This window comes from Azonexus hydrophilus (assembly GCF_001956855.1).
Lineage (GTDB): Bacteria > Pseudomonadota > Gammaproteobacteria > Burkholderiales > Rhodocyclaceae > Azonexus > Azonexus hydrophilus_A.
Genome location: NZ_MTHD01000007.1, coordinates 87,733 through 100,800 on the forward strand (window position 1 = coordinate 87,733; position 13,068 = coordinate 100,800).

Here is a 13,068-nt window from a genome sequence, read left to right on the forward strand (position 1 = left end):
GTGCCATTCGCGTTATCAGAGACCAGCCGGCAGCGGGGCCAGCAGCCAGCGCTGTGAAACCTGGTTCAGTTCGCCATTGGCCTTGAGCTTGGCGATGACTTCATTGACCTTCGCCAGCAGCGCCGCTTCGCCCTTGTTCACACCGACGTAGCAGGGCGAGTTCTTGATCAGGAACTTGGTGTCGAGGCGGCGGATCTTGGTGCGTTCATTGACCGCAGCGGCGACGACGTTGCCGGTGGCGATCAACTGCACCTGGCCGGACAGGTAGGCCGAGATGGTCGCGTTGTTGTCCTCGAAACGCTTGATTGTTGCGGTCGACGGGGCAATTTTGCTGAATTCCAGATCCTCGACCGAGCCGCGGGTAACGCCGACGGATTTGCCGGCGGTATCGGCAGCGGTCTTGATGGCCGCGTCGCTCGGTCCGAAGATGCCGTTGAAGAACGGGGCGTAGGCGATCGAGAAGTCGATGACCTTCTCGCGGTCCGGGTTCTTGCCCAGGCTGGAAATGACCAGATCGGCCTTGCCGGTGCTCAGGTAGGGAATGCGGTTGGTGCTGGAAACCGGAATGATCTCGACCTTGAGCTTGAGTTCGCGGCCGATCAGGTTGGCGACGTCGATGTCGTAGCCGCGCGGCTTCATGTCCGGGCCGACCGTGCCGAACGGCGGGAAATCCTGCGGCACGGCAACGCGCAGCACGCCGTTCTTTTGCGCATTGGCCAGCGCATCGGCTTGTGCCGTGAGCGAGAAGGTGGCGCTGCCGATCAGCGCGGTGGCAAGCAGGGTGCGAAGAAATTGACGTTTTTGCATGGTGGGACTCCTGGGCAGCGGTTCAAGGGTGGATGAAAGTGATACCGACCCGGCCGGCGGCCGAGATCAGGTGTTGTTGCATGGCTTCGCGGGCCGCGTCGGCATCGCCGGCGGCGATGGCGGCAAGGATGGTGTCGTGTTCGTCGGCCGGTTGCCAGATATGGCTGCGGTCGGCGAAGGGCAGGCGCAGGCTGTAGGCGAGTTGTGCCTGGAACTGGTGGGTGATCGCGGCCAGCGCCGGGTTGCCGGAAAGCTCGGCCAGCGCCAGGTGAAAACGCAGGTCGCAATCGGCCGCGGTGACCAGGTCGCTGCTATCGAGCGCCCGTTGCATTTCGCGCATGCACTCGCGCAGTGCGGCCAGTTCGTCGTCGCTGCGCCGGCGTGCGGCCAGGCCGGCACTGGCCGGTTCGATGACGAAGCGCATCTGGAAAATGGCGTCCGGCGGCATCGCGTTCGGGCCGGCGGGCAGATCGGCGGCCTCGATCCGGCTACCGCTGGTGATGAAGACGCCCTTGCCGGGCTGTGAACGCAGCATGCCCAGCGCTTCCAGCATCGAGATTGCCTCGCGTAGCGAAGCGCGGCTGATGCCGAGGCTTTCCGACAGGTCGCGCTGACCGGGCAGGGCTGAGCCAGCCGGGTACTGGCCATCGAGAATGCGGCGTTGCAGGGTTTGGGCGGCGATGTTGGATACGGAGGGCATGTGCTTGACAGTTCAGACCGGTCAGACCAGATGAGGGCTGTTAAGCGGTTTTCGTGCCAATCGCGCCAGAGGGTGGGTTTGTGACTTTAACTAGCTGATTTTAAAATAAATTGTTTTGCTGTGCGAAACGGCGTGGGAGCGCCAGCCATGCCCCGTTTCCGGGAGGCTTCGCGACAATACAGATGTTTTTGGTGCATTGCGGAAAAGCGCGGCCGCCGAAGCGGACCGCGCCTGTGCGACACCAGCAAGCGACTTAGAAGTGGTACTCGGCGCGCAGCATCGGGGTCTTGGCGAAGGCGCCATCGCCGGCCGCACCGTTATGGTCGTTACCGAACTTGTTCTTCCAGTACTGGTAACCGACACCGGCCTTGAAGGTGTTCTTCTGCGCGCCGATGATGCCGCTGAAATCGTAGAGCAGCGCCATGTCGATGTTGGTTTCGGCCTTGGTCTTGGTCTGGACGACGTTTTCGTTGTTGCCCTTGGCGGCGATGAAGTTGGCGTAGCCGCTGAACGAGAAGCCGCTGTCGCCGAGCGGGATGCCCCAGGCCAGGTTGAGCATCGGGTGCGGATCGTAGTCGTAACGGCCCTGCTTGCGGAAGGCGGCGGTGGCTGGTTCGTTGCTTTCCCACAATTGCAGCAGGCTGATGTTGAGGAAGCCCGGCACGTTCATCATCACCGTCGGGCCGGCGACCAGCATGCGCTTCTTCGACTGATAGCCGTCACCGCTCTTGTTGTTGTAATCGAAACCGGCGGTGAAGCCGAAACCGCGGAACGGACCGATGGCCAGGCTCTTGCCGGCGATCTTGCCGAAGTCGAGCGTATGGCGATAGACGATATAGGCTTCGTGTGCCTGGCTTTGCTTGTTCGGCACCCCGTTGACCGTCGGCGAATCGTTGTTGTCCGACATCAGCATGTCGACGTTGAAGTAGTTGCTGCCGTACTTGTAGCCGCTGGCGTGGGTCAGGCTGAAGATGTTCTTCTTGATGTCGTTGTTGTTGAACGGCTCGGCGAACTTGGTGCCGTAGCGGTAGCCGATCGAGGTGTCGCTCCAGTCGGCAGCCTGGGCGGTCATGCCGGCTGCCAGCAGGGCCAGGCCGATGATCGAGGATTTGCGGGAAAACATGATTGAACCTCCTGTATTGATGAATTTGATTTGCTCGGCGCAGCGGATGTTGCAAAGCAGCATTGAACCGATGGGCAAAATTTATCAGGCAGGCGGCTTGTGGCGTTGTATATCCAGTATCAGTGATTTTGTATAAAGCGACTCTTATATCCCATTGAATATAATAGGATTAGCCGAATGTAAATATGCAAATAAAATGCACCCGAAAGGGGCGCCGAAGGCTTTTCTGCACCGAATTAAGGCGGGGTTTTCGGGTGAAACGGGCAAAACTGGCACCGCTGCGATCCGCGGGCGTGCCGGAAAATTTCTGAAGCTATTTTAGTTGTTTATAAACAATGGCTTATTATGTGGCATGGCGATTGCTATGAGGGAGTCACATTACTTCCACAGGAGCAACACCATGTCAGTACCCTTCAACGTATGTCGTCGTCTCTTCATCGCTGCCAGCATGGCTTTCCTGACTGCACCGGCGCTGGCAGATGCGCCGCAGAAGATCAAGTTCACGCTCGACTGGCGTTTCGAAGGTCCGTCCGCGCCTTTCCTGCTGGCCAAGTCCAAGGGCTATTTCGCGGCTGAAGGCCTGGATGTCGAAATCGACTCCGGTGCCGGTTCTGCCGGTGCCGTGACGCGCGTCGCCACCGGCGCCTACGACATGGGCTTCGCCGATTTCAACGCGCTGGTCGAATATGAAGCGAAGACCCCGGGTTCGAAGATCCAGTCGGTATACATGGTGTACAACGCCACGCCGGCCGCTGTCTTCGTGCTGAAGAAGTCGGGCATCACCAAGCCCGCCGATCTCGTCGGCAAGACCCTGGCCGCACCGATCTTCGACGCCGGCCGCAAGGCCTGGCCGGCTTTCGCCAAGTCGAACAAGTTGGCGGTCGATGCCGTGAAGTGGCAGACCGTCGAACCGGCGCTGCGCGAAACCCTGCTGGCGCGCGGCGATGTCGACGGCATCACCGGTTTCTATTTCACCAGCCTGCTCAATCTGGAAGCACGCGGCGTCAAGAGCGAAGACATCGTCGCGCTGAAGTATCCGGATCATGGTGTTGCCCTGTACGGCAACACCATCATCGCCAGCCCGAAGATGATCGCCGAGAAGCCGAAGGCCGTTGCCGGCCTGCTGCGTGCCTTCAACAAGGCGTTGAAGGAAGTCATCGCCAATCCGGCGGCGGCGGTGGCCTACGTCAAGGAACGTGATCCGCTGATCAACGTCGATCTGGAAACCCGTCGCCTGAAGCTGGCGCTCGAATCCAGCGTGATTACGCCGGAAGTCAAGGCCAACGGTCTGGGCGCCGTTACTGCCGAGCGCATGCAGCGTTCGCTGGCCGAGACCGGCGAAGCCTACGGGCTGGCGAAGGTGCCGGCAGCTGCCGACCTAGTCAATGAAAGCTTCCTGCCGGTGAAGGCCGACCGCCTGCTCAAGTAAGTTGCCGCGCCTGCCCCGGTGCCGACCGGTGCCGGGCAGGCCGATTCAACCCACAGGAATTTCCCATGTCTTTTGTCTCCTTTGAAAATGTCAGCCTGGCCTACGCGCCGGGCGGCGCCAACGCCATCGAGAACGTCACGCTGAGCATCCGCGAAGGCGAGTTCGTTGCCGTGGTCGGCCCTTCCGGTTGCGGCAAATCGACGCTGATGAAACTGGTCTCCGGCCTCAAACCACCGAGCGAGGGTTATGTCTTCGTCGACGGCCGCGAAGTCGGCGGGCCGCTGAAAATCATCGGCATGGCCTTCCAGGCCGCCAACCTGCTGCCCTGGCGCACGACGCTGGACAACGTGATGCTGCCGCTGGAAATCGTCGAACCCTTCCGCAGCAACCTGAAGAAGGAGAAGGCCAAGTACACCGCCGATGCCGAAGCCCTGCTCGCCAAGGTCGGCCTCGCCGGTTATGGCGACAAGTTCCCGTGGGAACTGTCCGGCGGCATGCAGCAGCGGGCGTCGATCTGCCGCGCGCTGATCCACCAGCCGCGCCTGCTGATGCTCGACGAGCCGTTCGGCGCCCTCGATGCCTTCACCCGTGAAGAACTCTGGTGCATGTTGCGTGACCTGTGGCAGCAACAGCCATTCACCGTCGTGCTGGTGACGCACGACCTGCGCGAAGCGGTCTTCCTGGCCGATACCGTGTACGTCATGAGCAAGCGCCCGGGCCGCATTCTGGTGCGCAAGGAAATCGACCTGCCGCGTCCGCGCCCGCTCGACGTGACCTATACCGACGCCTTTGCCGGCTATGTTCACGAACTGCGTGAACACATCGGCCGTATTCGTGAATCCTGAGGAGCGCCAGCATGGCCGTTAAACTTCCCCCGCTGATCAAGGTCGCGCCCTGGGCCCTGACCATCGCCTTGTTCCTGTTCTGGGAGGCCGTCTGTACCGGCCTGTCGATTCCCGATTACCTGATGCCGGCGCCGAGCGCGATCTGGGTGGCCGGTGTCGAGTACGCCGGGCCGATCATGATGCACGCGACGCAAACACTGTTCACGACGCTGGCCGGCTTCGCCATCGCCGTCGTCGTCGGCATGGTGCTCGGGCTGGCCGTCGGCGCCTCGCCGCTGATCTACCAAGCCTGCTACCCGCTGCTGGTCGGTTTCAACAGCATTCCCAAGGTCGCCTTCGTGCCGGTGCTGGTGGTCTGGTTCGGTATCGGTACCGTACCGGCGATCCTGACCGCCTTCCTGATTTCCTTCTTCCCGGTCGTGGTCAACGTCGCCACCGGCCTGGCGACGCTGGAACCGGAACTTGAAGACGTGCTGCGCTCGCTTGGCGCCAAGCGCTGGGACATCATGACCAAGGTTGGCCTGCCGCGCTCGCTGCCGTATTTCTTCGCTTCGCTGAAGGTCGCCATCACGCTGGCCTTCGTCGGCTCGGTGATCTCGGAAACGGTCGCCTCCAACCTCGGCATCGGTTACCTGATGATGTCGGCCAGTTCGTCGATGAACATGCCGCTGGTGTTCGCCGGCCTGATCGTCATCGGCGTCATGGGCGTCGTCATGTACGAACTGTTCGCCGTACTGGAAAAGCGCTTGACCGGCTGGGCCCACCGCAACCCGAACGCGCCGGGCTGATTCCTGCCAGTCGCCAGCAAAACGGCGCCCGCGGGCGCCGTTTTTGGTCAATTATTGCGGTCGACCGCAGTATCGACACCAATATCCTCGTTCCACAATTCCGGCCGCGCGGCGATGAAATCGCGCATCAGGGCGATGCAGGTTTCGTCCTGCAACACCTCGACGGCAACGCCGCGTGAGCGCAGCAGATCTTCTTCGCCCATGAAAGTCCGGTTCTCGCCGACGATGACGCGGCGGATGCCGTAGAGCAGCATCGCGCCGCTGCACATCGCGCAGGGCGACAGCGTGGTGTACAGAATCGCCTCGTGATACACCGAGGCCGGCTGACGTCCGGCGTTCTCGAAGGCATCCATCTCGCCGTGCAGGATGGCGCTACCATTCTGCACGCGCCGGTTGTGGCCACGGCCGATGATGCGGCCGTTGTGCACGATCACCGAACCGATCGGAATACCACCCTCGGCCAGTCCCTGGCGCGCCTCATCGATGGCGGCCTGCATGAATGCATCCATGCGCGTTCTCCCTGAATAGCTGTCGGTGACATTGTGCCACCGGCCGCCGGCATCAGGTGGCGGGGGTGATGAAATGCAGGTTGTCCTTGTGCAGGAAGGCCAGAGCGGCTTCATAGCGGACCGCCAGTTCACGGGTCAGCGGATCGTCGGAGTGTGCCGCGTGGCCTAGCAGATCGGCGTTGCTGGTATTCACCAGGCACTCTGTCAGCGCTTGCAGGCTCAGGCTGGACGGGAAGGAGTCATGCTCGGCTGGGTGGGTTGTCGTGGTGGAAGTCATGATGTCACCTCATCGGGTGGGGGATGATTTCATCTTAAAACTTTTAACTAAATTGTCAAATTTGTTTTATTTGAGGTTTTTGTCTTCGCTGCTTTGACTCGCACGCTCAGGTACCCGCGTCCCGATAACTGGTGATGTATCGTCGGAAGGGGTATATATTCTTCTGTAATTATTTATTTGATCTGAGTATTCGGGGTTCCCGATGGCTTACGGAAATTTGACGCTACGTTTGTCGATCCTGACGGCGATCATATGGACGGCCGTACTGGCCCTTTCTCTCGCCTGGAATCTGCGCCAGGTTCGAGAGCAGGCGATGTCGATAGCGTATTCCGAGGCGCGTGCCAACCTCAACAAGGACATCTCCTTCCGTCGCTGGGGAACCCTTCATGGCGGTGTTTACGTACCGATCACCGAAACCCAGAAATCCGTCCCCTGGTTGTCCCATGTGCCCGGTCGGGATGTCACGACCAGCGACGGACGCGAGCTGACCCTGCTCAATCCGGCCTCGATGCTGCGTCAGATGATGGATTTTTATGCTGACGAATACGGGATCCGGGGACGGATCACCGGCCTCAAGTATCTCAATCCCGGCAATGCGCCCGACGACTGGGAGCGCCGGCAACTCGAGGCTTTCACCCGTGGTGACAGGAACGAGGTCTGGGAGGTTACCGAAATTGGCGGCGAACCTTACCTGCGCTATTTACGGGCGATGTACATGGAAGATGGCTGCAGCAAATGCCACGCCATCCTCGGCTACAAAACCGGTGACATGCGCGGTGCGACGGGCTTGAATCTGCCGCTGGCGCCCTATCTGGCACGCATCGACGAATCGCGGATGCAACTTGGCCTGAGTCACGCCCTGATCTGGCTGATCGGTATGGCCGGCATCGCGCTCGGTGCCCGCATGTCGGCACGCTGGGACAGGGAGCGGGAGATGGCGCAGCGCGAACTCCTGCATCACCGCGATCAACTTGAGTCGCAAGTCGAAGAGCGCACGCTGGCGCTTTCCGTTGCCAAGGAGGCCGCCGAAGCGGCAAGCCGGGCCAAGAGCACCTTCCTCGCCAACATGAGCCACGAATTGCGGACGCCGATGAACGGCATCATGGGCATGCTCGACCTGGCCTACAAGCGCAGTACCGACGACAAGGTCCGGGAGCAGTTGGTGAAGGCCAAGCACTCGTCGAAGATACTGCTGGCCGTCATCAACGACATCCTCGACCTGTCGAAGATCGAAGCCGAACGCCTGGTGCTCGAAAGCACCGAGTTCAAACTCGGCGAAGTTCTGGAAAATGTCACCAGCCTGATGTCCGAACGGGTCATCGAGAAGGGGCTGCAACTGCGGGTCGAGGTCCTGCCTGAACTGGCCGGGCAGACGCTGCAAGGCGACCCGCTGCGACTGGGCCAGGTACTGCTGAACCTGATCGGGAATGCAGTCAAATTCACCACTGCCGGCAGTGTCACCATTTGCGTCCGGCCGCTTGAGGAAGACGCCGGCGCGCTGCTGCTGCGCTTCGAGGTAAAGGATACCGGTATCGGGATTTCACCGGCAGATCAGTTGCGCCTGTTCTCCCCATTCGAGCAGGCAGACAGCTCGACGACGCGAAAGTACGGCGGGTCGGGGCTGGGGCTGGCGATCTGCAAGCAGTTGTCGCAACTGATGGGCGGAGAGATTGGCGTCGACAGCACACCCGGGCAGGGCAGTACATTCTGGTTCACCGCGCGGCTGGCAAAATGCCAAGGCACTGACCAGCCCAGCAGCTTGCCGCCTCAGCCCGTAGCTGCCGATACCGGTGTCAGGCGCGATTTCACCGGAGTGCGCGTGTTGCTGGCGGAAGACGAGCCGATCAATCAGGAGGTTTCACGCTGCCTGCTCGAAGATGTCGGCTTTGTTGTCGACCTCGCCGTCGATGGCCTGGCCGCCGTTGAACTGGCCAGCAGTCGCTCCTACGAACTGATCCTGATGGACATGCAAATGCCCAACATGAACGGCCTCGACGCCGCCCGGGCAATCCGCAGCGGCGTACTGAACTGGCAAACGCCGATACTGGCAATGACGGCAAACGCCTTCGACGAAGACCGGAAAACCTGTCTCGATGCGGGCATGAACGACCACATCGCGAAACCGGTTGATCCGGAACGGCTCTACGCTACATTGGCTCGCTGGCTTGGCTGATTTGCAGTAGCGGCATGGCCTGTCTATTCACCGAGGTAGACCGGCTTGCGTTTTTCCTTGAAGGCATTGATCCCTTCGGCGTAGTCACGGCTGTTGTACACCACCCGGCGCAGGCCCTGGATGCGCTCGAAGTCGGCCGGCGACAGGGCGTGTGCGGCGGCCAGGATGCGCAGCTGCTCTTTCATGACGCCAATCGCCAGCGGCGAGTTGTGGGCGATGGTCTGCGCCATGTCGTGCGTGAATTCGGAAATCTCGGCAAGCGGTACGACGTGGTTGATGATGCCCTGGCGTTCGAGGCGGGCTGCAGTCATCGGACGGCTGGTAAACAGCAGTTCCTTGGCGATGTGCGGTGGCGCGGCGTTGAGGAAGGTGAGCAGGCCGGTCGCGTTGTAAGGCACGCCGAGCTTGGCCGGCGTTGCGGCAAAAGTCGCTTCGGGCGTGGCGACGATCATGTCGCAGGCAAAGACCAGTTCGCAGGCGCCGCCCCAGACACTGCCCTCGATCAGCGCAATGACCGGTGCCGGAAAAGCCTCAACCTCACGGATCAGCATGCGCAGCGGATCCTGCCAGCCGAGCGGGTCGAGACCGCCGAGCGGCAGTTCGGCGACATCGTGGCCGGCTGACCAGACCTTGGCACCAGGCTGCGCACGCAGGATGGCAACGCGCGCCCCGGCTTCCCTGAAGTCGGCGAGGGTGGCGGCGATGGCATGGACCAGTTGTTCGGACAGCGCATTGCGCTTGATGTCGTGATTCAGCGTGATGGTGCCGATGCCATCGCTGATTTCGGCAAGGATCAGGGACATGGAGTTTCCTGTGGGTAGTGTTGCAAAGTCCGCTCTCCCAGCACATGCGTCGCCGTCACGCAGCGCTCGTCGCCGAGGATCATCAGCGCGAACAGCGTCGTCGCCAGTTCGTCGGTTTTTTCCAGGCGGAATTCTAGTTCCGGGGTGGCGCGCGGGTCGAGGACGACGAAGTCGGCTTCCTTGCCGACCGCGAAATTGCCGATGAACTCGTCGAGGTAGAGCGCATGGGCGCCGCCGAGCGTGGCGAGGAACCAGGCGCGCAGCGGCGGTAGCGGGCGGCGGTGGACTTGCGACACCTTGTAGGCCTCGTCGAGCGTGCGGATCATGCTGAACGAGGTGCCGCCACCGACGTCGCTGGCCAGGCCGACGCGGATGCCGGCGTCGACGGCGGCGGCGTGGTTGAAGAAGCCGCTGCCGAGAAAGAGGTTGGAGGTCGGGCAGAAGGCCGCCGCGGTGCCGGTTTCGGCCAGGCGCGCGGCTTCGGCCGGCGACAGGTGGATGCAGTGGCCGTAGATGCTGCGCGGGCCGAGCAGGCCGTGGCGGTCGTAGACGTCGAGGTAGTCGCGCGCTTCCGGGAACAGCGATTTGACCCAGGCGATCTCGTCGAGGTTTTCGGCCAGGTGCGATTGCACGTGCAGGTCCGGTTTGCTCTGGTAAAGCTCGCCGGCCAGGGTGAGCTGGGCCGCGGTCGAGGTCGGCGCGAAGCGCGGCGTTACGCAGTAGCGCAGCCGGCCTTTGCCGTGCCAGCGTTCGATCAGCGCCAGGCAGTCGCGTTCGGCGTCGGCGACGGTGTCGCAGAGTGCCGGCGGTGCGTGGCGGTCCATCATGACTTTTCCGGTCAACATGCGTAAACGGCGTTTTTCCGCGCCGGCCATGAAGGCGTCGACCGACCCGACATGGACCGTCGAGAACACGGCGGCGGTGGTCGTGCCGTGGGCGAGCAGGCGGTCGAGGAACCAGTCGGCGGTGCGCGTGGCGACTTCCGGGTCGGCGAAGGTGGTTTCGGCCGGGAAGGTGTAGTCGTTCAGCCAGTCGAGCAGTTGCCGGCCGAAGGAGGCGATGACTGCTGATTGCGGGTAGTGGCAGTGAGTGTCGACCAGGCCGGGCAGGATCAGCTGCTCGCCGTAGTCGATGACTTCGGCGGCGGCACGCTCGGCCGGGGCTATGCCGGCTTCGACTGTGGCGCGCGGGCCGGCGGCGGCGATGCGGCCGGCGACGATCCACAGCGCGCCGTCGGGAAAGTACTCGTAGCTGTCGGCGGCGTCCTGCTCGCCCGGGTCTTTCAGGAAGTGGAGGACGCGGCCGAAGACCAGTTGTTTGCGGGTGGCGTTCATGTCAGTGCGTGCCGTTGGCGAGTTGCCGCGCCAGGCGGTTGTGGGTGGCGACCAGCGGCGGCAGGTCGAGCGGCAGCAACTGGCCGTCGGCGACCACCGGCTTGCCGTTGATGATGGAGTGGTGCACCGTTTGCGGCGTGCAGAAGACCAGCGCCGCGACCGGGTCATGCACGGCGGCGCCGGCGAGGTCGAGGCCGCCGGTCGGGAAGGCGACGAGGTCGGCGCTCATGCCCGGGGCGAGCGCGCCGATGTCGTCGCGGCCGAGGACTTTGGCACCGCCCAGCGTCGCGAGTTCGAGCGCCTGACGGGCATTCATCGCCGCCGGGCCGAAACCGACGCGGGCCAGCAGCATCGCCTGGCGGGCTTCGCCGAGCAGATGGGCGGCGTCGTTCGAGGCGCAGCCGTCGACGCCGAGACCGACATTGACGCCGGCTTCGCGCATCGCCGGGATCGGCGCGATGCCGGAAGCCAGGCGCATGTTCGAGCAGGGGCAGTGGGAGACGCCGGTGCCGCTGCGGGCAAAAAGATCGATGCCAGGCGCGTCGAGCTTGACGCAGTGGGCGTGCCAGACGTCGTGGCCGACCCAGCCCAAAGATTCGGCGTATTCGGCCGGGGTCATGCCGAACTTCTCGCGGCTGTAGGCGACATCGTTGTCGTTCTCGGCGAGGTGCGTATGCAGCGAGACACCGAAACTACGCGCCATTTCGGCCGCGTCGCGCATCAGTTCGCGGCTGACCGAGAACGGCGAGCAGGGCGCGACGACGATGCGCTGCATGGCGTGGCGCTTGGGATCGTGCCAGGTTTCGATCAGGCGCTGCGTGTCTTTCAGGATCGCCGCTTCGTTCTCGACCAGCCGATCCGGCGGCAGGCCGCCCTGGCTTTCGCCGACGCTCATGCTGCCGCGCGCCGCGTGAAAGCGCATGCCGATCGTCGCGGCGGCTTCGATGGAATCGTCGAGGCGGCTGCCGTTCGGGTAGAGGTAGAGATGGTCGCTCGACGTGGTGCAGCCGGAGAGGATCAGCTCGGCCATTGCGGTCAACGTCGAAATTTTGATCATTTCCGGCGTCAGTCCGGCCCAGATCTGGTACAGGCGGCGTAGCCAGCCGAACAGCTCGGCGTCCTGGGCGCCGGGGATCGCCCGGGTCAGGCTCTGGTACATGTGGTGGTGCGTGTTCACCAGGCCGGGCAGGGCGACCGTGCCGGCCAGCGAAATGACCTGGTCGGCTGCGCCTGGCAGTTGATCGCTGCTGCCGACCGCCTCGATCACGCCGTCGCGGATGAAGACGCCGCCGCCGGGGATTTCGCGGCGGGCAGCGTCCATGGTGACGAGGACGTCGGCGTCCTTCAGTAACAGTGTAGTCATGGCAAGAAAGGCTTGCCGAGCGAGGCCGGCAGGTTCAGTTGCAGCAGTTTGCGGTCGCGCGAAATGACGACGAGCACGACGATGGTCGCAACATAGGGCAGCGCGGCGAGGAACTGCACCGGCACGTCGATGCCCAGACCCTGGGCGTGGAACTGCAGGATGGTGACGGCGCCGAACAGATAGGCGCCGAGCAGCAGGCGGGTCGGTTTCCAGGTCGCGAAAACGACCAGCGCGACGGCGATCCAGCCGCGTCCGGCGCTCATGTTCTGCACCCACAACGGCGTATAGACGGTGGACAAGTAGGCGCCGGCAATGCCGGCCATGGCGCCGCCGAAGGCGACTGCGCCGTAGCGGATGCCGAGCACCGGGTAGCCGATTGCATGCGCCGCTTCCGGCGATTCGCCAACGGCCTTGAGCAGCAGCCCGAGACGGGTTTTGGCCAGGGTCCAGGTGACCAGCGCGAAGGCGATCAGCGACAGGTAGACCACCCAGTCCTGCCTGAACAGCACCGGCCCGAGCAGCGGGATGTCGGAGAGCAGCGGGATGGAGATCGGTTGCAGGCCGGGCAGGCTGTAGCTGACGTAGTGCTGGCCGATGAAGGCCGACAGGCCGATGCCGAAGATGGTCAGGGCCAGGCCGCAGGCGGCCTGATTGGCCGACAGCGACAGCGCGAAGAAGGCAAAGATCATCGCTGCGGCGGCACCGGCCAGCGCTCCGGCGGGCAGGCCGGTGACCGCGCCGTAGCCGGTTTCGGCGGCGAACGCGAAGCCGGCGATGGCGCCGATCAGCATCATGCCTTCGACGCCAAGGTTGATGACACCGCTGCGTTCGGCGACCAGTTCGCCGAGGCCGGCAAAAATCAGCGGCGTGGCGGCAGCCAGCGTGCCGGCGAGGATGGGAATCAGGTGGTCGATCAT

13 protein-coding genes are annotated in these 13,068 nt (G+C 63.1%); 4 read left to right on the forward strand and 9 right to left on the reverse strand.

Annotated features, from left to right (window positions below):
* Positions 1-15: 15 nt before the first annotated feature.
* From BJN45_RS16700 to BJN45_RS16710, 3 genes are all read right to left on the reverse strand, one after another.
* Positions 16-807, reverse strand: a complete 792-nt coding sequence (locus BJN45_RS16700) for a transporter substrate-binding domain-containing protein (RefSeq protein ID WP_076097315.1) — start codon at positions 805-807, stop codon at positions 16-18.
* 22 nt (positions 808-829) lie between these two features.
* Positions 830-1,507 carry a FadR/GntR family transcriptional regulator gene (locus BJN45_RS16705; protein ID WP_076097317.1) on the reverse strand — a complete coding sequence of 226 codons (678 nt, stop codon included), beginning with the start codon at positions 1,505-1,507 and terminating at the stop codon, positions 830-832.
* A 253-nt stretch (positions 1,508-1,760) separates the two neighbouring features.
* Positions 1,761-2,630, reverse strand: a complete 870-nt coding sequence (locus BJN45_RS16710; protein ID WP_076097400.1) for an outer envelope protein — start codon at positions 2,628-2,630, stop codon at positions 1,761-1,763.
* A gap of 400 nt (positions 2,631-3,030) precedes the next feature.
* Between BJN45_RS16710 and BJN45_RS16715 the strand changes: the two genes are divergently transcribed.
* From BJN45_RS16715 to BJN45_RS16725, 3 genes are all read left to right on the forward strand, one after another.
* A complete protein-coding gene (locus BJN45_RS16715) occupies positions 3,031-4,059 on the forward strand; it encodes an ABC transporter substrate-binding protein (RefSeq protein ID WP_076097319.1) in 1,029 nt (342 codons plus the stop codon).
* A gap of 65 nt (positions 4,060-4,124) precedes the next feature.
* Complete coding sequence (locus tag BJN45_RS16720; RefSeq protein ID WP_076097321.1) at positions 4,125-4,904, forward strand: ABC transporter ATP-binding protein; 780 nt, start codon at positions 4,125-4,127, stop codon at positions 4,902-4,904.
* Between the two features lie 11 nt (positions 4,905-4,915).
* Entirely contained in the window at positions 4,916-5,692 is a 777-nt protein-coding gene (locus BJN45_RS16725) for an ABC transporter permease (protein ID WP_076097322.1), read from the forward strand.
* Positions 5,693-5,739: 47 nt separating this feature from the next.
* Here BJN45_RS16725 and BJN45_RS16730 read toward each other — a convergent pair whose 3' ends face one another.
* Both BJN45_RS16730 and BJN45_RS16735 read right to left on the reverse strand, forming a co-directional pair.
* Complete coding sequence (locus BJN45_RS16730) at positions 5,740-6,201, reverse strand: nucleoside deaminase (RefSeq protein WP_076097324.1); 462 nt, start codon at positions 6,199-6,201, stop codon at positions 5,740-5,742.
* A 52-nt stretch (positions 6,202-6,253) separates the two neighbouring features.
* Entirely contained in the window at positions 6,254-6,478 is a 225-nt protein-coding gene (locus BJN45_RS16735; RefSeq protein ID WP_076097325.1) for a hypothetical protein, read from the reverse strand.
* 202 nt (positions 6,479-6,680) lie between these two features.
* On the opposite strand from BJN45_RS16735, the gene BJN45_RS16740 reads away from it, so the two are divergent.
* Positions 6,681-8,651 carry an ATP-binding protein gene (locus BJN45_RS16740; protein WP_076097327.1) on the forward strand — a complete coding sequence of 657 codons (1,971 nt, stop codon included), beginning with the start codon at positions 6,681-6,683 and terminating at the stop codon, positions 8,649-8,651.
* A gap of 23 nt (positions 8,652-8,674) precedes the next feature.
* Here the strand turns inward: BJN45_RS16740 and scpB are convergent, their stop codons facing one another.
* From scpB to BJN45_RS16760, 4 genes are read right to left on the reverse strand one after another with little or no spacing between them, the layout of a single operon-like run.
* Positions 8,675-9,454 (reverse strand): methylmalonyl-CoA decarboxylase, encoded by a 780-nt coding sequence (scpB, locus tag BJN45_RS16745; RefSeq protein WP_076097329.1) that lies wholly within the window; start codon positions 9,452-9,454, stop codon positions 8,675-8,677.
* Positions 9,445-10,788, reverse strand: a complete 1,344-nt coding sequence (guaD, locus tag BJN45_RS16750; protein WP_076097331.1) for a guanine deaminase — start codon at positions 10,786-10,788, stop codon at positions 9,445-9,447. Before guaD ends, scpB begins: the two co-directional genes overlap by 10 nt.
* A 1-nt stretch (position 10,789) precedes the next feature.
* Positions 10,790-12,151, reverse strand: a complete 1,362-nt coding sequence (locus BJN45_RS16755; protein WP_076097333.1) for an 8-oxoguanine deaminase — start codon at positions 12,149-12,151, stop codon at positions 10,790-10,792.
* Positions 12,148-13,068, reverse strand: a complete 921-nt coding sequence (locus BJN45_RS16760; protein ID WP_076097334.1) for an ABC transporter permease — start codon at positions 13,066-13,068, stop codon at positions 12,148-12,150. The genes BJN45_RS16755 and BJN45_RS16760 overlap by 4 nt, the downstream gene beginning before the upstream one ends.

Bases quoted from the DNA above. Each gene is read 5' to 3' on its own strand.
- BJN45_RS16700 (WP_076097315.1), bottom strand. From the start codon at position 807: ATGCAAAAACGTCAATTTCTTCGCACCCTGCTTGCCACCGCGCTGATC.
- BJN45_RS16705 (WP_076097317.1), bottom strand. From the start codon at position 1,507: ATGCCCTCCGTATCCAACATCGCCGCCCAAACCCTGCAACGCCGCATT.
- BJN45_RS16710 (WP_076097400.1), bottom strand. From the start codon at position 2,630: ATGTTTTCCCGCAAATCCTCGATCATCGGCCTGGCCCTGCTGGCAGCC.
- BJN45_RS16715 (WP_076097319.1), top strand. From the start codon at position 3,031: ATGTCAGTACCCTTCAACGTATGTCGTCGTCTCTTCATCGCTGCCAGC.
- BJN45_RS16720 (WP_076097321.1), top strand. From the start codon at position 4,125: ATGTCTTTTGTCTCCTTTGAAAATGTCAGCCTGGCCTACGCGCCGGGC.
- BJN45_RS16725 (WP_076097322.1), top strand. From the start codon at position 4,916: ATGGCCGTTAAACTTCCCCCGCTGATCAAGGTCGCGCCCTGGGCCCTG.
- BJN45_RS16730 (WP_076097324.1), bottom strand. From the start codon at position 6,201: ATGGATGCATTCATGCAGGCCGCCATCGATGAGGCGCGCCAGGGACTG.
- BJN45_RS16735 (WP_076097325.1), bottom strand. From the start codon at position 6,478: ATGACTTCCACCACGACAACCCACCCAGCCGAGCATGACTCCTTCCCG.
- BJN45_RS16740 (WP_076097327.1), top strand. From the start codon at position 6,681: ATGGCTTACGGAAATTTGACGCTACGTTTGTCGATCCTGACGGCGATC.
- scpB (WP_076097329.1), bottom strand. From the start codon at position 9,454: ATGTCCCTGATCCTTGCCGAAATCAGCGATGGCATCGGCACCATCACG.
- guaD (WP_076097331.1), bottom strand. From the start codon at position 10,788: ATGAACGCCACCCGCAAACAACTGGTCTTCGGCCGCGTCCTCCACTTC.
- BJN45_RS16755 (WP_076097333.1), bottom strand. From the start codon at position 12,151: ATGACTACACTGTTACTGAAGGACGCCGACGTCCTCGTCACCATGGAC.
- BJN45_RS16760 (WP_076097334.1), bottom strand. From the start codon at position 13,068: ATGATCGACCACCTGATTCCCATCCTCGCCGGCACGCTGGCTGCCGCC.